At 63.4% G+C, this 16,671-nt stretch carries 20 protein-coding genes; 8 read left to right on the top strand and 12 right to left on the bottom strand.

Features of this window, described 5'->3' with window-relative positions; translation table 11 throughout:
* Nucleotides 1-143: 143 nt before the first annotated feature.
* The 5 genes from WDJ60_RS17650 (at nucleotide 144) to phaC (ending at nucleotide 3,791) form a co-directional block, all read left to right on the top strand.
* The gene (locus WDJ60_RS17650) at nucleotides 144-323 is read left to right on the top strand and encodes a DUF5786 family protein (protein WP_340102042.1); all 180 of its coding nucleotides are present in this window, start codon (nucleotides 144-146) and stop codon (nucleotides 321-323) included.
* A 2-nt stretch (nucleotides 324-325) separates the two neighbouring features.
* Entirely contained in the window at nucleotides 326-907 is a 582-nt protein-coding gene (locus tag WDJ60_RS17645; protein WP_340102039.1) for an endonuclease dU, read from the top strand.
* 31 nt (nucleotides 908-938) lie between these two features.
* Nucleotides 939-1,553 carry a uracil-DNA glycosylase gene (locus WDJ60_RS17640; protein WP_340102038.1) on the top strand — a complete coding sequence of 205 codons (615 nt, stop codon included), beginning with the start codon at nucleotides 939-941 and terminating at the stop codon, nucleotides 1,551-1,553.
* Between the two features lie 39 nt (nucleotides 1,554-1,592).
* Entirely contained in the window at nucleotides 1,593-2,243 is a 651-nt protein-coding gene (gene hisH, locus WDJ60_RS17635) for an imidazole glycerol phosphate synthase subunit HisH (RefSeq protein WP_340102037.1), read from the top strand.
* A gap of 189 nt (nucleotides 2,244-2,432) precedes the next feature.
* Entirely contained in the window at nucleotides 2,433-3,791 is a 1,359-nt protein-coding gene (phaC, locus tag WDJ60_RS17630; RefSeq protein WP_340102036.1) for a class III poly(R)-hydroxyalkanoic acid synthase subunit PhaC, read from the top strand.
* 15 nt (nucleotides 3,792-3,806) lie between these two features.
* Here the strand turns inward: phaC and WDJ60_RS17625 are convergent, their stop codons facing one another.
* From WDJ60_RS17625 to WDJ60_RS17610, 4 genes are read right to left on the bottom strand one after another with little or no spacing between them, the layout of a single operon-like run.
* A complete protein-coding gene (locus WDJ60_RS17625) occupies nucleotides 3,807-4,463 on the bottom strand; it encodes a hypothetical protein (RefSeq protein ID WP_340102035.1) in 657 nt (218 codons plus the stop codon).
* 51 nt (nucleotides 4,464-4,514) lie between these two features.
* On the bottom strand, nucleotides 4,515-4,805 hold the full coding sequence (locus WDJ60_RS17620; protein WP_340102034.1) for a hypothetical protein: 291 nt from the start codon (nucleotides 4,803-4,805) through the stop codon (nucleotides 4,515-4,517).
* Nucleotides 4,806-4,844: 39 nt separating this feature from the next.
* Entirely contained in the window at nucleotides 4,845-5,279 is a 435-nt protein-coding gene (locus tag WDJ60_RS17615) for a DUF7979 domain-containing protein (protein WP_340102033.1), read from the bottom strand.
* A 50-nt stretch (nucleotides 5,280-5,329) separates the two neighbouring features.
* Entirely contained in the window at nucleotides 5,330-5,887 is a 558-nt protein-coding gene (locus WDJ60_RS17610) for a DUF192 domain-containing protein (RefSeq protein ID WP_340102032.1), read from the bottom strand.
* A 167-nt stretch (nucleotides 5,888-6,054) separates the two neighbouring features.
* Between WDJ60_RS17610 and WDJ60_RS17605 the strand changes: the two genes are divergently transcribed.
* Entirely contained in the window at nucleotides 6,055-6,798 is a 744-nt protein-coding gene (locus WDJ60_RS17605) for a ribonuclease H-like domain-containing protein (RefSeq protein ID WP_340102030.1), read from the top strand.
* Nucleotides 6,799-6,804: 6 nt separating this feature from the next.
* Here WDJ60_RS17605 and WDJ60_RS17600 read toward each other — a convergent pair whose 3' ends face one another.
* The 6 genes from WDJ60_RS17600 to lpdA form a co-directional block, all read right to left on the bottom strand.
* A complete protein-coding gene (locus WDJ60_RS17600) occupies nucleotides 6,805-7,527 on the bottom strand; it encodes a 2-oxo acid dehydrogenase subunit E2 (protein WP_340102029.1) in 723 nt (240 codons plus the stop codon).
* Entirely contained in the window at nucleotides 7,524-7,784 is a 261-nt protein-coding gene (locus WDJ60_RS17595) for a lipoyl domain-containing protein (RefSeq protein ID WP_340102028.1), read from the bottom strand. Before WDJ60_RS17595 ends, WDJ60_RS17600 begins: the two co-directional genes overlap by 4 nt.
* 3 nt (nucleotides 7,785-7,787) lie before the next feature.
* On the bottom strand, nucleotides 7,788-8,807 hold the full coding sequence (locus WDJ60_RS17590) for an alpha-ketoacid dehydrogenase subunit beta (protein WP_340102026.1): 1,020 nt from the start codon (nucleotides 8,805-8,807) through the stop codon (nucleotides 7,788-7,790).
* Nucleotides 8,807-9,820: a thiamine pyrophosphate-dependent dehydrogenase E1 component subunit alpha gene (locus tag WDJ60_RS17585; protein WP_417750475.1), complete on the bottom strand. Its 1,014-nt coding sequence runs from the start codon at nucleotides 9,818-9,820 to the stop codon at nucleotides 8,807-8,809. Before WDJ60_RS17585 ends, WDJ60_RS17590 begins: the two co-directional genes overlap by 1 nt.
* 119 nt (nucleotides 9,821-9,939) lie before the next feature.
* Nucleotides 9,940-10,344, bottom strand: a complete 405-nt coding sequence (locus WDJ60_RS17580; RefSeq protein ID WP_340102024.1) for a tautomerase — start codon at nucleotides 10,342-10,344, stop codon at nucleotides 9,940-9,942.
* A gap of 213 nt (nucleotides 10,345-10,557) precedes the next feature.
* On the bottom strand, nucleotides 10,558-11,973 hold the full coding sequence (gene lpdA / locus WDJ60_RS17575) for a dihydrolipoyl dehydrogenase (protein ID WP_340102023.1): 1,416 nt from the start codon (nucleotides 11,971-11,973) through the stop codon (nucleotides 10,558-10,560).
* A 124-nt stretch (nucleotides 11,974-12,097) separates the two neighbouring features.
* Here lpdA and WDJ60_RS17570 point away from each other — a divergent pair, with 124 nt between their 5' ends.
* Both WDJ60_RS17570 and WDJ60_RS17565 read left to right on the top strand, forming a co-directional pair.
* Nucleotides 12,098-12,724, top strand: a complete 627-nt coding sequence (locus tag WDJ60_RS17570; RefSeq protein WP_340102022.1) for an IS607 family transposase — start codon at nucleotides 12,098-12,100, stop codon at nucleotides 12,722-12,724.
* The gene (locus tag WDJ60_RS17565) at nucleotides 12,717-14,438 is read left to right on the top strand and encodes a transposase (protein WP_340102020.1); all 1,722 of its coding nucleotides are present in this window, start codon (nucleotides 12,717-12,719) and stop codon (nucleotides 14,436-14,438) included. The genes WDJ60_RS17570 and WDJ60_RS17565 overlap by 8 nt, the downstream gene beginning before the upstream one ends.
* A gap of 12 nt (nucleotides 14,439-14,450) precedes the next feature.
* On the opposite strand, the gene WDJ60_RS17560 is transcribed toward WDJ60_RS17565, so the two are convergent.
* Together WDJ60_RS17560 and WDJ60_RS17555 are read right to left on the bottom strand one after the other, a co-directional pair.
* The gene (locus WDJ60_RS17560) at nucleotides 14,451-14,888 is read right to left on the bottom strand and encodes a CBS domain-containing protein (protein ID WP_340102018.1); all 438 of its coding nucleotides are present in this window, start codon (nucleotides 14,886-14,888) and stop codon (nucleotides 14,451-14,453) included.
* A 51-nt stretch (nucleotides 14,889-14,939) separates the two neighbouring features.
* Complete coding sequence (locus tag WDJ60_RS17555; RefSeq protein WP_340102017.1) at nucleotides 14,940-16,670, bottom strand: dihydrolipoamide acetyltransferase family protein; 1,731 nt, start codon at nucleotides 16,668-16,670, stop codon at nucleotides 14,940-14,942.
* Nucleotide 16,671 lies beyond the last annotated feature (1 nt).

Here is a 16,671-nt window from a genome sequence, read left to right as displayed (position 1 = left end):
ACATTGCGCAGATGACAACGACTCAAACTCGTCGAACACGTGCGTGCACGACAAGAAGTCCGTAATCGGCATCATCCGTGTTCGCTACCGCCTACGTCACGCTCCTACTTCAACGTTCAAAGCTGAGTAATTAGTACATGTATATGGGGTTCGGGAGCTACGACGAAACAGAACAGGACAACCAGGAGTACGACACGGACTTCGAGGACGACGACGGTGTCAGCGCCGAAGAGAACGCCCACGACGGTGACGTGGAGTTCGAATTCACCGCCTCGAACGACGAACTACTCGACCGACTGGAGGACATCAAGGAGAACACGTAGCTGTGAAAGCCGGGGTTCGCGCCCTCGGTGTCGCAGAGTCGTACCGTACCCAGACGAGCACGCTCGCGGGCGCTGTCGTCCGCGCGAATCGCATCGTCGACGACTTCGTTTTCGGGACCTGTACCGTTGGCGGCACCGACGCCACTGACACCGTGTCGGCCCTCTTCGAGCGACTGGACCGCCCAGATATCCAGTACATCCTCGTCGCCGGTATCGCACCGGCGTGGTTCAACGTCGTCGACTTGCACGCGCTGGCCGACGCCACTGACCGACCCACAATCTCGGTCAGCTTCGAGGAGAGCGACGGGCTCACCGACTCGATACGGGAGGTATTCGACGGCCGCGAGACCAGTCGACGGCTGGCGACGTATCACGCCCAGCCTGACCGCCGGCAGGTGTCGGTCGGTGACGACACCGTCTTCGTCCGGAGTGTCGACATCTCCGCCGATGAAGCTGCCGACGTGGTGCGTGCGTTTACCCCGGAGGGCGGGCGACCGGAACCACTCCGGGTGGCCCGGCTGGCCGCGCGGGCCGCCGACCAGTTCCGCCGGGACGCTCGACCTTCGTCCGACGGCGGACAGTAGCTTCTTTGGGACTGGGCGGTCTCCTGCGGATATGAACGACAGCGACGACGCTGACCCGCTCGCGTGTATGGACGGCCTGACCGTCACGGGCTGTGAGCGCTGTCCGGAACTCGTCGACTCGCGCAGTCGCATCGTCGACGGTACCGGACCGGCCGACGCCGACCTCCTCTTCGTCGGTGAGGCACCGGGCGCGACCGAGGACGAACGGGGCGAACCGTTCGTCGGCCGCAGCGGCGACGTACTCGACGACGCGCTCCGGGACGTGGGACTGAACCGGGCGGACATCCGCATCACCAACTGCGTGCGCTGTCGCCCACCCGATAATCGGGACCCCCGCCAGGGCGAACTCGAAAACTGCCGCCCCTATCTGAACGCGGAGATCCAGCGCGTCGACCCCGAACTCCTCGTCACGCTCGGGAAAGTCCCCGCCGAACATCTGCTGGGGCGGGACGTGGCCGTCACCGGGGAGGCCGGTGAGGTGTACGACGCGTCGGTCGGTGACTCCGTCCAGCGGGTGCTCGTCTCCGTCCATCCGGCGGCGACGCTGTACGACCCGAGTCAGAAGGAGACGTTCGCGGGCGTCATCAAAAAGGCAGCAGCGTACGCGGGTGACGGCGGGCAGTCGACGCTGGGGTCGTTTGACTGAAAGCGAACGCACTTATCGTTCCCCTGTGTACGCACGCGTATGAGCACGACGCGGCAGACCGCCGCCGAGATAGTCGTCGTCGACTACGGTCTGGGCAACCTCCGGAGTGTCACCCGCGGCCTCGAACGGGCCGATGCGTCGGTCGAACTGTCGGCCGACCCCGGGGCGCTGGGAACCGCGGACGGCATCGTCCTCCCCGGCGTTGGCGCGTTCAGCGAGGGGATGGAAAACGCCGGGCCGTTCCGGGACGCGCTCGTCGAAGAGGCCGCTGCCGGCACGCCGCTGTTCGGTATCTGTCTCGGCATGCAGATGCTCCTGACGACCAGCGAGGAGGCCGACCACGCTGGCGAGGGTGACGCCGAGGGTCTGGACCTCATTCCCGGCAGTAACCTCCACTTCCCTGATACTGTGAAGGTCCCGCAGATGGGCTGGAACGAACTCGACGTGCAGCGGGAGCACCCGCTCGTCGAGGGCATTGATGGGGAGTACGCCTACTTCGTCCACTCCTACTACGCGGATCCAGACGACGACGGTGCTATCGTTGCCACGACCGACTACGGCCTTGATTTCCCCAGCATCATCGCCAACGAGGCGGGCAACGTGTTCGGCACGCAGTTTCACCCCGAGAAATCCGGAGAGGTCGGGCTACGGATTCTGCGGAACTTCGTGGATATCTGCGCCGAGGAGTAGCGCTGGCGTCTCCCCGTCTGCTGTTCGCACCCGTTTTTGCAACCGATAACCACCAGACGTTGCCTGTGGGCGACGCCTACCGCGGGTGAAAGAACACCCACTACTATTGTCCTCCTCAATCATGTTTCAACTGATGAACGAGAGCTCACACGTCAGCCAATCACAGCGCCGGTTCTGGTGGTGGTCGAGGTGAACCCCGACCAGATGACCGCGTCGATCGACGCCCAGCGCCGTGCCTGGGAGCTGATGGCTGACGCGGCCAAGAAGGCCGATGTCAGCCCCGAGCGGTTCGTCGATATGATGACGGCCGACGTCGGCCACACCGACAGTGCGGTCGTCTACGAGGAGAACAAACTCGAGCTCCACCACTACGAACCGGAAGAGAAACGACACGAGACGCCGATCTTCATCGTCTACGCGCTTGTCAACCGTCCCTACATTCTCGACTTGCAACCCGACCGGAGCGTCATCCGGCGCCTGCTCGAACACGGCTTCGACGTCTATCTCATCGACTGGGGTGAACCCTCGGTTCTCGACCAGTCGCTGACGCTCAGCGACTACATCCACCGCTACACGGCCAACTGCGCCGAGCGGGTCTGTGAGCACGCCGGCGTCGACGACTTCCACCTGCTGGGGTACTGTATGGGCGGCACGATGTCTATCATGTACACCACCCAGTACCCCGACCGCGTTCGCACGCTCTCGCTGATGGCCACGCCGATCGCGTTCGGCCGAGACGAGGGACTCCTCGAACGGTGGGCCAATCACTACGACCCCGACACGACTGTCGAGGCGATGGGGAACCTCCCCGCGGAACTGCTGGCTGTCGAGTTCTCGATGATGGACCCCATCGACCAGTACATCACGAAGTACGTCACCCTCTACGAGAACTTCGAAGACGAGGACTTCGTCCGCAACTTCGCCCGGATGGAGCAGTGGATCTGGGACGGCGTCGACGTTGCCGGCGAAGTCTATCGGGAGGTCATCAACGATATTTACCAGGAGAACCAGCTGGTCAACGGCGAGTACTGCCTCGGCGACGACCCGGTCAGAATCGAGGATATCGAGGTGCCGACCCAGCAGATAGTCGGCCAGTACGACGACATCGTTCCGCCCGCGTCGAGTAAACCCTACAACGACCTCGTCTCCAGCGAGGACGAACGACTCGTCGAGTTTTCTGCCGGCCACATCGGCATCTCTGTCTCCGGAAAAGCCCACAAACAACTGTGGCCCGACGTGTGCTCGTGGTTCGCCGAGCGCGACGCGAGTGAGGGCCGGTTGGTCGCCGACGAGGCGACACAATCGGGGGAGCCAGAACCGACGGTATCGGCTCCTGACGGTGTTTCCGTCGACAGCGCCGAAGCGACGAGCGGCCACGCTGCGACGGTCGATGCTGTCGAAGGTATCGGCCCAACCTACGCCGAGCGACTGTCCGGTGCCGGCATCGAAACCGTCGACGACCTCCGACAATACGACCCCGAGGAACTGGCCGAAATCGCCGACACCTACCCCTCTCGGACAGAGAACTGGCTGGAGAATCTGACGTAACCCGTTCGGACCCGTTCACTGTAGTCGGACGTTGTCGAGATACCGTGTCAGCTCTGTCTCCCAGACGACGCTGATACCGACCGCAACGAGTCCGATACCGTTGTGGGAAACGTCGTACTCGTAGGTTTTCCAGCCTGCGTGGTCCTCGATGGCTGCGCTGGTGTCGAAGTCGGCTTCAGTCAGCGCCCTGCCCGGGTCGGGTCCGGCGTAGGCGGCGGCTTTGGTGATGATGTTGAACGACTCCTGTTCGCTGTAGTAGTCGACTGCGAGCCGGTCGGTGTCGTCGAGGGTAGTGCGCTGTTGGACCCACAGCGTCCCGTCGTCCTGCCGGCCGTCGAGAAAGAGCGCACACGAGTGGGCTCCGTCGACGGCGTGGTCGGTCGTCACCGAGACGTCGCTTGCGACCGGCTGGTCGCTCTCTGCGTTGGGGTCTGTGGGGAGGTCACGACCGACGGTCCAGCCAGTGAGGCCGTCTTCGAAACTCCCGTTGTCGAGTGCCGGCTGTGGTGTCATGGGTGTCTGGGCAGATGGCGTCTGTGTCTCTGTCGGGGTTGGCTGTGATTCCGTTTCTGTCTCCGCCGGTGGGATGGCAGGGATGTCGTCAGTTTCACAGCCGGCAACGCCGACTGCTGCGCCTGCCGCGAGGGTCCCGAGCAACTGCCGTCTGTTCATGCTGGCTCTGGGGCCGTCAGTCGGATACCGATTCTGTCGGTCGCTTCCGGGTCACTGCTCGTGTGCGGCCGCGACGTGCTCGCGGGCCTCCTCTGGCGTCATCCCGCGGACGCCACAGGAACACGAGCGCAGCTCCGGGTCCGTGAGGTCGCTCACTTTCTCCTCGCGTGTGCGTTCGAGCTGCTCACTTTCGGCATCGTAGTCGTAGTAGACGCGGTAATTGACCTGGACCACGCCCTCGATTCGGTGGTCTTCGTCGGGGTCGGGGTTTGCGATGGCGTCCTCGTGCTCGGCCTGCATCTGCTCTTTCCACTCGGTCAGGGTGTCCTCGGGGTCGCTCATAGCTGTTCGTCGTCCCTGGGAGTGAAAAGCCTCCGTGGCTCAGGCGAACCGACGGTAGCCGACCCCGAGCAGCAGTGCCAGTCCGGCGACACTCGCGAGCACGCGCGGCACGACCTGCCGCCAGAGGTCGACCTCGTGTGTGAAGTGAACCGTCTGGAGGAGGTACGTCGAGTTGTTTTGTTCGACGTTGTACACGCCGAGGACATCCGGCGGTGGCGTGAATCTCTCTGGGGAGTCTGCGGCCGTGACGTTGACCGACCCGTCGCTCGCGTTCGCTCGCTCGAAGATGTCACGCTCTGTCTCCGAGAAGTTCGCGTACTGGAGCGTCTGGTATCTGTCGACCGGGTCCCAGTCGCTGTCCACGGAGTACTCGATGGTGTCGGGCGGGGCCTGGGGCTGAACGACCAGCGGACCAGTGAGGAGGAGGAGACCGACGACCAGCAGTCCCCAGTCGAGTGCGGTGGACCGTTCCATACCCGGAATCCGCCACCGACCTGTTTAAATACTGTGACTTTCGGCGCATCTCACCATCCGAAGACGAGTTTGTCTCCCACGGAGACGCCGCGCTCGCTCGTCCATTCGTAGTTGACTTCCAGTACGTACTGGCCGCGGCCCGGATACCGCTGGTCCTCGCCGTCTTCGTTCGGCCCCGGCTTTGGTGCGTGGTGGATCTCGGTAATCGTCCCGTCGCTGTCGGCGTAGACGATATCGATGCCAAAGTCCATCTCACGCATGACGAACGTATGGTCGCCGACTGAGTCGTAGACGAACAGCATGCCGCGGTCTTCTGGCAGTGATGCCGTCTCGGAGAGCCCCGTATAGCGTCGCGTCTGCGTGTCGGCGATTGCTGCAGTTACTTCTCCGAGTCTCTCTCCGCTGGCCGTCTCCACCCGAACAACTGTCGTCTCGTAACCGGGATGTACTGGGGTTTCGCTGGTTGGTGACACCCCGCTCGTCGTTCGCTCGGTCGGCGACCCGTTCGGTGACTCGCTGCCAGTACCCGAGCAGCCGACCAGTCCGACCGTCGCAGTCGCTCCGACAACCCGGAGATACTGTCGTCGGGTTCGCTCGCTGTCGGACACACCGTCCCGTAGCACTCTCGAAAGCAAAAAGGGCCACCCTCAGCAGACTGCCCCTCAGTGGCACCTGCTCTCTCGTCGTGTCGTGACCGCTCAACCGCGGAGGCTAAGAGCGTGGCTGTGCAATCCCGTCTCGAACATGGTCGACGGACGAACCGGGGGGCAGTAGGATGCGCATCGAGAACAGTTTCATCCCTGTCTCTGGGGTTGGCGAGCAGACCGAGCGGAAACTGTGGCGCGCCGGTATCACGACGTGGGACGATTTCGACGGGAGCGTCGTCGGGTCGACGACCGCCGACCGCATCGAGTCGTTCATCGATACCGCCCGCACGCAACTCGACCGGGGGAACGCCCGCTACTTCGGCGAGCAGTTCCCCTCCGGCAGCTACTGGCGACTCTACGAGAACTTCGCCGAGCAGACCTGCTTTCTCGACATCGAGACCACTGGTCTCGATCACACCCACGACGACGTGACTGTCGTCGGACTCCACCGCGGCGGCGACACGGAAGCACTCGTCCAGGGTCGGGACCTCACCCGAGAGCGGCTCACTGCCGAACTCTCGGATGCCGCACTCCTCGTTACCTTCAACGGCAAGCGGTTCGACGTGCCCTTCCTCGAACAGTCGTTCGATCTCGACATCGACGTTCCCCACCTCGATTTGATGTACCCCTGTCGCCAGGTCGGGCTTGACGGGGGACTCAAAGAAATCGAACAGCGGGTCGGTATCGACCGCGACCGGCCGGACCTCTCCGGTCGGGACGCCGTCAGGCTCTGGCGCGAGTACGAGCGCGGCGACGAGGACGCACTGGAGACGCTCGTCTCCTACAACCGCGACGACACGGCGAACATGGAGCGACTGGTGGATATCGTCACCGACCAACTCCACCGGGACGTGTTCGTCACGCCTGAGTAGCGCCGCTCACTCGATGTACTTCTCTGCGGCAGCGACGTGTTCTGCGAGCGTCTCCAGGAACCGGGCGGCGTCGGCGCCGTCGACGACGCGGTGATCGAAGCTCAGATCGAACGTCAGTCTGTGTTGACGGGTGATGTCGTCACCGTCCGGGACGATGTCTTCGGTGATGCGGCCGACGCCGAGGATGGCGATTTCCGGCGGGTTGATGACCGGGTTGAACGAGTCGACGCCGAGTGGCCCGAGATTCGAGATGGTGAACGTGCCACCCTTGAACGTGCTCATCGAGTACTCGCCGTCTTTGACCTGATCGGTCAGTTGCTGGCGTTCAGTCGCTATCTCGCCGAGCGTTTTCGAGCCGATATCGGCGACGACTGGCGTCACCAGTCCCTCGTCGATGTCGACGGCGACGCCGACGTTGTGCTCCTCGTAGGTTCGGTGGGTGTCGTCCTCGAAGGTGGCGTTGAACGACGGGTGTGCCTCGAGCGTCTCCGAGAGCGCACAGAGCAACACGTCCATCATCGACGGGTCGACGGTCTCCCCATCGTTCCTCTCTATCGGGCCGGCCGCGTCGGCAGCGGCGAGCAGACCCTCGGCGTCGACCTCGCGGCTGACCGTCACGTGGACGGCCTCCCGGTAGCTCTCCTGGAGGCGGGTAGCAATCGTCTTGCGCATCGGGCTCAGCGACCGCTCCTCGCGAACGGTGCGTGGGGCGGGTCCGTCCCCGCTCATGCTGGCTCCAGCCACGCGAGCGTGTCCCCGCGTGCGAACTCGTCGTCCTCCTCACAGACGACTTCGACCAGTGTGCCGTCGGCCGGTGCGAGCACGTCGACGCTGACCTTCTCGACTTGTACCTCGCAGAGACTCTCGCCCTCCTCGACGCTCGCTCCTTCGCGGGTGAACCAGTTGACGACGACACCCTCGTCGCTGTCGGCGTCGTCGGGCCACTCTGACAGTGTCACCGCCACGCGGTCTTCGTTTTCGCTCATCGGTTACTGTGTCCGCTCGACTGCCGCTGCGATGTCGTTTGCGTCCGGGACGACCTCGTTCTCCATCGGCCGCGAGTACGGAATGGGCACGTCCGGCAGTGCCAGCCGTTCGACGGAATCGAGCGCACCGAGTGCTTCGTCGGCCACGCTGGCGATGATTTCCCCGGTCACACCGTACGAGCGGTAGTCCTCGTCGACAACAACCAGATTACCTGTTTTCTCGACGGACTCGACGATAGTGTCGGTATCGAGCGGGACGAGCGACCGCAGGTCGACAACTTCCGCGCTAATGCCGTCGTCAGCAAGTGACTCGGCGGCATTGAGGGCCCGGTGGACGTGCAACCCGAGCGTGACGATGGTGGCATCGTCGCCCTCGCGTTTCACGTCGGCGCTGCCGAAGGGGATGGTGTACTCCTCCTCCGGGACCGGCGTCTTCGGCCCGTCGGGCGCGGGAAGCCAGCCGATGCCCATCAGGCGTTTGTGGAACATGTAGACGACGGGGTCGTCGTCGCGGATGGCGTTGTGCATCAGTCCCTTGGCTTCGTAGGCAGTCGAGGGGACGACGACCTTCATCCCGGGCATGTGTGCGAAGGTCCCGTACAGCGTCTGGGAGTGCTGGGCGGCGTCGTTGTAGGTGCCCCCGACCGCGGCCGTCAACACCATCGGGACCGAGACGTTCCCGCCGCTCATGTAGGTGTTCTTGGCCATTTGATTGTAGATCTGGTCCATGGCGACGCCGAAGAAATCGACGAACATCAACTCGGCAATCGGGCGCATTCCCGACTGGGCGGCTCCCACGGCCGCGCCGAGATAGGCCGTCTCGCTGATCGGCACGTCCATGATGCGGTCGTAGCCGAACTCGTCGAGCAGGCCTTGCGTGGAGTCGAAGATGCCGCCGTAGTCGGCCACGTCCTCGCCCATGTAGAACACGTCGTCATCCTCGCGCATCTCGTGGGCAATGGCCTCGACCATCGCCCTGCTCATGGTCAGTTCGCGGTCGACTTTCTGGGTCTGTTCGGCCATCAGTCGTCACCTCCTGCGAGGTCGAACTCCGGTTCGGTGTCTGTCACGCCGCTGGGTGGGTTCACCCACATATCCTCGTATGCGTCTTCGGGGTCCGGCTGTGGCTGGTCTTTGGCCCACTTGATTGCCTCTTCGACACGCTCGTGGGCTTTCTCGCGTAACTCTTCGATAGCGACGTTCTCGACACCGTGGGCGCGCAAGTCGGCGGTCAACCGCTCGATGGAGTCGCGCTCGGCGGCCGCCTCTTGGTCCTCCTCGGGGCGATAACTCTCGGGGTCGCCCATGAAGTGCCCCATCCGTCGATGGACCTGGACTTCCATGACGGTTGGTCCGTTGCGGTCGCGTGCGCGGCCGACTGCCTCGGCGGCGGCGTCGTAGACGGCCACGGCGTCGTCCTGATCGACGCGAACCCCGGGCATGTCGAACCCGCCGGCCCGCTGAGAGCCGTCCTCGACGTCTGTCACCCGCTCTTTGGGCATGCTGATCGCCCAGTCGTTGTCCTCGATGACGAACACGACCGGGAGGTCGTGGACCGCGGCGAAGTTCAGCGACTCCAGGAACGCCCCCTGGTCGATTGCGCCCTCGCCGAGGTAGGCGACTGCGACGCTGTCGGTGTTGCGCTTCTTTGCTGCCAGTCCCGCGCCCGCGGCGGGTGGACACCCCTCCGCGATGATGCCGCTACACGCGAAGTTTACGTCGGGGTCGAACAGGTGCATGTGCCCGCCTTTCCCCTTTCCCAGGCCTGTCTCGCGACCGAAAATCTCGGCGGTCATCCGCTTCAGGTCGACGCCCTTCGCGATGGCGACGTGGTGTGGTCGGTGTGGTGCTGTCACCGTGTCGTCGTCCCGGAGATGCTGGCAGACCCCTGCTGCGGCCGCTTCCTGACCCGCTGCGAGGTGGAGTTCACCGGGAATCGGTCCCGCGGAGATGTCGAAGGCTGGCTGTTTCCCCTCCAGATACTCCTCTTGCAACCGCTCCTCGTAGTGACGCGCTGTCACCATATCGACGAACATCTCTTGTAGTTCGTTAACTGATACCATGATAATCCATCTTCTTTGTTAGTGAACAATCCATATAATCGTGAGGGCCATCTGTTGCGACTCGCCGCGCTACTCGGGTGATAGCGCCCTGCTCACGCCGCTGGCTCTGGTCCGCCGTCGCCGGCTTCCTCGGCGTCCCACGACTGGAGTGTACCCTCGCGGAGAAGGAAATCCTCGCCCTTGTGTTCGGTGTAGATGACGTACATGTTCTCGGTCGGAATCGACCATCGGTCGGCGAGTTCCTCCATGATCGTGACTGCCAGTTTGCGGCGCTGTTCGAAGGTGCGACCAGCGCGGATGTCGCCGTTGAGGAAGGCGACGGGTTCGTCGGGGTCAGCGCGGCCGAGCGCGATGGTCGCCTCGTCGCGGATAGTCACGCCGATGTGGCCGGTCCCGGTGTCCATCACGTCGCTGTACAGCTCTGTGACCCAGTTGACGAACGACTGTGCTTCTTCGTCGCTGATGGGTTCGCTCAGCTCGAACTGCAGATGTGGCATACTGCCACTTCACATGCCAGTGTGGTAGGGATTGTCATTATTGGGTCGGTTCTCGACTGGGCGGTCGACAGTAGCATCCGCGGCGCTTCGCGCCGCGGTTCGCTGAACGCGAGGTCTTCGACCGAGCGTTCAGCCTTTTTCATCGACGTTTTTCGAGGAGAGGTTCCCGCAGCGAACGCAGTGAGCGAGGAAACCCGACGATGAAAAAGGTCGTTAGTAGTGAATCGAGTGCCCTGCTGCACCCTTCACCGCTTCGTGGACTGCTTCGGAGAGCGTCGGGTGGATGTGGATGGTGGCGGCAACGTCCTCTAGCGTTGCACCCATCTCGATAGCGAGTGCAAGTTCGGCAACCATCTCCGAGGCGTCGGGACCGACGATCTGCCCGCCGAGCACGAACCCGCTCTCCTCGTCGGCGACGACGCGGACGAATCCCTCCGTGTCGTCGAGCGTGAGCGCACGCCCGGACGCGCGAAGCGGCATCTGCCCGACGACGGGGTCGAACCCGGCTTCCTCGGCCTCGCTTTCTGTCATCCCGACGGTCCCGATTTCGGGGTCAGTAAAGACTGCCGCCGGCATCGCCTGGTAGTCCAGCGCGGACGGCTGGCCGGCGACGACTTCGGCGGCGACCTCGCCCTCGCGGAAGGCTTTGTGCGCTAACATCGGGTCACCGGCCACGTCGCCGACCGCGAAGACGTGGTCCAGACTTGTCCGACCTCGGTCGTCCGTCTCGACGAAGCCCCCATCGGTCGTCTCGATATCGACGGCGTCCAGATCGAGCGTGTCGGTCACCGGTTTCCGGCCGACCGCGACCAGACACTTCTCGGCATCGAATTGCTGGACTTCGCCGTCTTCGCCTTCGGTTTCGACAGTCAGTGCCGCGCCGTCTTCCTCCCAGTCCTGGGCGGTCTGGTCGAAGTGAAAGTCCACGCCCAACTCCTCTGCACGTTCTCGGACGACTGCTGACACATCCTCCTCGTAACTGTCGAGGATGTCGGGCAACTGCTCGACGATGGTCACGTCCGTGCCGAGTTTCTGGAACACCGTCGCCAGTTCCATCCCGATGTAACCGCCGCCGACGACCAGCAGGCTGTCGGGGACCGAATCGAGCGCCAGCGCGTCCCGTGAGGAGAGAATCCGCTCGCCGTCGAACTCGAAGCCCGGAATCTGGATCGGACGGCTTCCGGTCGCCAGCACGGCGTGCTCGAACGCGATGGTTTCGGACCCCTCACCCTCTCCCTGGTGGACGATGCGAGCCTTCTCTTCGCTGGCGAACTCCGCTCGTCCCTCCACGAGATTCACGCCCGCTCGCTCACAGAGACTCTCGACGCCCTTCGTCAGGCGGCGGACGAGGCGGTCTTTCCACGTGACCATTCCCTGCATGTCGACGGCGGGGTCAGCGTAGACACCCATCGCCTCGGCGTTACCTGCCTGGTGCGCCACGTCCGTCGCCGAGACGAATGCCTTCGAAGGAATACAGCCGTAGTTGAGGCAGGTGCCGCCGTAGGCGTCCATCTCGACGAGGGTAACGTCGATATCGAGCTGCGCGGCGCGGATGGCGGCGACATAGCCGCCCGGTCCGCCGCCGACGACGAGCAGTTCCGTTCCGGTTGTGACATCTCCGACGACCATTTGTGGACACTGGCGGTGGCAGGAACTTGAGTCTACCTCCGGCAGTTCGTCCGTCGGGGGTGGTGTAACTGTTACAGAATCAAGTATCTATAAGTAGCTACCAGTAGTAAACAGTAACATCGGGATGCCACGGTCGTACTCGATTGGCGAATTCGCAGACGAACTCGGTGTTCACACCCAGACCGTCAAACGCTGGTGTCGCAACGACGACCTCGACTACACCCGAACACCCGGCGGTGAACGACGGATTCCACACCGAGAACTCCGCCGACTCGCAGGCGACACTCGCCCCACAGACCGTGTTGCACTCTACGCCCGCGTCTCAAGTCACGGCCAGAAAGACAACGGCGACCTCGACCGCCAACTCAACCGACTCACAGAGTACGCCCACGACCACGGTTGGAGTGTCGAAAATACCTACACCGACGTTGGTAGTGGTCTCAACGAAGACCGCCGGGGCCTCAACTCCCTCCTCGATGACGTACAAGAAGCCGACTATGGACGCATTCTCGTCACTTACGAAGACAGACTTACCCGCTTTGGCTTCTCGTATCTCGAACGGTACTTCGACTGCTACGGCGTCACCGTCACCGTTATCGAAGACGAGACGGACAAATCAGCACAGGAAGAACTCGTTGACGATCTCATCAAACTCGTTGCCAGCTTCAGTGGGAAACTCTACGGGATGCGCTCATCGAAAAAACAGCAGGTCGTCAACACCGTTGAGTCAGAGGTGAAACCCGATGAGTGACTACCTCTCACTCCCGATTCGCCTCCCAGATGAGGACGAAAAACGATTCGAGCGACTGGCACTACTCACCCGTCGTGTCGCCAATCACGTCCTTGAAGACCACTGGACTCAAGTCCATCTAGACGGCATTGCCGACGAATCGCATCAGGCGTGGAAATACTTCGATGAACATGAACCGTTCGAAGAACTCGACCTGTATCTCCCCTCGCGGTTTCGACGGTGCATCTTGCAGAAAGTCGGTGAAACGCTTCGGAGTCACGCCGACCGCCGAGACGCCTTTCAGTCCATCCAGAGCGTGTTGCCCGACCATAAAATCCGACGCATCCACCGTCGTCGCATCAAAGAACAACTCTGGGATGGCGGTGACTACCTCTCGTCGGGCTACGTGGACATCCTCATCGACCAACTCACCAGCTACTACGACCGTCACGGGACGTACCCATCCACGTATTTCGAAATGCAGGACTGTCCAGAGTACGATAGCGGCGTATTGCCGTTCTCTGCGGATGACGGCCCAACCAGCGGCCAAGCCGTCAAATACCAGTACGACGCCGACAGTGAGATGTTGATCATCCGGCTCAAGACGCCAGACACGCCGTCGCCGGAGACACGAGGTGACTGGTCGTGGACGGAGTACGAACCTGGCGGCTACGAGGCGTTCCACGACCTGCTCGCCCACGGCGACCTGTCGGCCCCCGAGTTCCAGCCCTCTCGTCACAAAACCGGTAACAGCTACTACGAACTCTCCTTCCCTGTCGAAGTCGAACAGACTGGGGACAGCGACGAAATTGACTGCGTGCTGGCACTCGACGCTGGGATGCGGAAAGACATGACTGCCGTGGTGGTCACTGACGACGGCGAACAACTGTCCACGCCACACTTCATCCAGTACACCGACCGTGAGAAGATGCGTCGACTCCATCGGGAACGAACCCGCCTGAACGACCGCCTTGCCGCGTTGCGCCGTGACGGTCGTTCGCATACTGACGAGTTCTCTCACATCCACAGTGAGTACGAACGAGTGAACAGCAAACTCCAGCACAAGCGTGAGCAACTGACACACGACGTAGCCAATCAAGTCCTCGCCCTCGCGCTCCTGTACGACGTGGACGCGATTGTTCACGAGGACTTGCGGTCGGTGTCCCCACCGAGCGACGAAGGCACGTTGTCGTGGGAGTTGTCATCGTGGGCGCGACGGGACATCATCGAGAACATCGAGTATCGGGCAGCGAGTGCTGGTGTCGCTGTCGAGCGAGTCTACCCAGAGGGGACGAGCCGGTCGTGTCCCCGGTGTGGTTCGACCGGCCACACCTGCAAGTCACCCGATCATCACCACGAACAGTGGTGGGGCGGGCATTTCCGGTGTGACAATGGTCGGTGTGGGTTCGAGGGCGACCGCGACTACATTGGGGCGCTGAACGTGGCGCGGGTGTTCTTCAGCGACGGCGATACGCTAGACCACGGTTTCACGTCCTCCTACACGGAGGATTCAGAAATCGTGCTAGCTGGCCGTTCCGCTGGCACGCGGCTCACGTTCGGGACTGGTGTTGTTGCCTATGAACCCGAGCAGGCAGGGGCGACCGCTGGTGGTGGGTCGGCTATGATAGCACCTGCCGTCGCCCTGCCCGAGCCGAATGCGGATGGTAGCGATGGACGTGGCCCAGTCGTCCAACAGTGTACCTGTTTCCTACGGCGTACTACTGAAAGCTACTGAAAATTGGAACGGTTACTGCTCGGCCTCTGCTGCTGCCGGTTCCTTCCGGTTCCGGAGAATCGTGTTCCGGAGTCGCGGGAGGTAGTGGGTGAGGTCCGTCGTCGTCACGATGCCGACGAGTTCGCCGTCGTCAACCACGGGGAGTCGCCGGACGGAGTGGTCTTTCATCAGTTCGGCTGCCGCGAGAATTGGGTCGTCGCTCCCGATGGAGACGACCGGCGACGACATGAGGTCGGCGACGGTCGTCGTCGCCATCTCCGCCTCGGCCGCGAGCAACCCGATGATGTCGGACTGGGTGACGATGCCGTCGATGGCTCCGGTCTCGTCGAGCACGACGAGCGCGCCCACACCGTCGGCCCGCATCTGCTGTGCAGCCTCGACAGCCGAACACTCGACTGTGACTGTCTGGACGGGCGACGACATCGCACACTCGATGTCAAGTGAAATCATAGTGAGTAGACGCCCGGTCACAGCATAGCTCTGCCGGTGGGTGTGGGGGCGTTACTCCAGCAGCAGGAGCGTCGGATGCTCCAGATACTCGATGACGGTGTTGGCAAAGCGTGCGGCCTCGGCCCCGTCGATGACGCGGTGGTCGATGGACAGCGAGAGCGGCAGCGTGTGCGCCGCGACGACTTCGCCGGTGCTCGCGGCGTCACCGCTCGCGTTCCGAGACGACCCCGTCGTTTCGCTCTCGACGACGGTCGGTCGCTGCTCGATGCTGCCGAGCCCCAGGATTGCCGTCTCGGGGTAGTTGATGATGGGGGTGGCGTACTCCCCGCCGATCGCGCCGAAGTTGGTGATGGTGAACGTTCCGCCCTGCATCTCCTCGCGTGCGAGGTCGCGGTCGCGTGCGCGCTCGGCGAGGTCGGCCGTTTCGCTCGCCAACTCGAGTATCCCCTTCTCGTCGACGTCGTCCACGACGGGTACCATCAGTCCGGCGTCGGTGGCGACGGCGACGCCGACGTTGTAGAAGTGCTTGTAGACGACCTCCCCGCTTTCCTCGTCCAGTGTCGTGTTGAGGACGGGGAACTCCTTCAGCGCGGCGACGACGGCCTTCAGCACGAACGGGAGGTAGGTCAGCGAGACGCCCCGCTCCGAGGCCCGCTCTTTCAGATCGGCCCGCGTCGCGACGAGTTCGTCGACGACGGCCGTGTCGTGGTGGGTGACGTGCGGTGCGGTGTAGACCGATTGCTCCATCTGATTGCCGATGGTCCGGCGGATGCCGCGGTACGGCTCCCGCGTCACCTCGCCTGCGGCGGTCCCAGCGGTGGCACTCACTGCCGCATCTGTGGTGGTGGCTGTCCCTGCCTCGCTGACGGCCGCCGCGTCGGCTTTTTGTGCGGTCCGCTGTGCCTCGGCGTAGGCCCGGATGTCTTCGGGTTCGACGTACGCCTCGCCGTCGCGGCGCTTCTCGGTCGGGACGCTGTCGATGTCGACGCCTTCCTCCTCGGCGAGTCGCCGCGTCGACGGCGCGGCCAGCGTTCGGTCGCGAACCGCCGCCTCGGCGGTCGCGGCTGTCCCTCCGTCTGCTCCACCTCCGGTCTCCTGACTGATCTTTCTGGTCGCAGACTTGCGGCCCGACGTTCCGCTCCCGGCGCTGGAGACCGCCGATTTGGTCCCTTCGCTCCGTTTCGAGACGGCGGATTTCGGTCCGTCGTCGCCGGTATCGCCGCCGCGTTCCCCGTCTTCGCTGACCTGCGAGACGGCCGATGCGACATCTTCGTCGTCGGACCCGCCTTTGCCTGCGGCCTCGCGTACGTCCTGGTCGGTGACGCGTCCACCGGGACCGGACCCGTTGATAGTGGCAATGTCGACGCCGATTTCGCGGGCCAGTCGCCGGACGTTCGGCGGCGCGAAGACGCGGCCGTTGCCGGCGCTAGCCGGCGTCTCGCCGTCGCCCGATTTCTTACCGACGCTCACCTGCTCGTCGTCCGCGTCGTCAGCCGGGGCTGCCTCTGCCTCGATGTCGCTCTCCTCCTCGGCTGGCACGTCGCCGTCGACGTCGATAGTCACGACCACGTCGCCGACGGGGACCATCTCGCCTTCTTCGGCGTGCAGTTCGCGAATCGTCCCGGCGACCGGTGAGGGGAGGTCGACGACGGCCTTGTCCGTCTCGACCTCTGCCAACACCTCGTCTTCGTCGACGTGGTCGCCGACGGCGACGTGCCACTCGACAAGTTCTCCTTCTGCGACGCCCTCGCCAACATCCGGTAGTTCGAACTCGAATGCCATG

Source organism: Salinibaculum salinum (genome assembly GCF_037645885.1).
Lineage (GTDB): Archaea > Halobacteriota > Halobacteria > Halobacteriales > Haloarculaceae > Salinibaculum > Salinibaculum salinum.
This window is presented reverse-complemented; position numbering and strand designations above follow the sequence as displayed.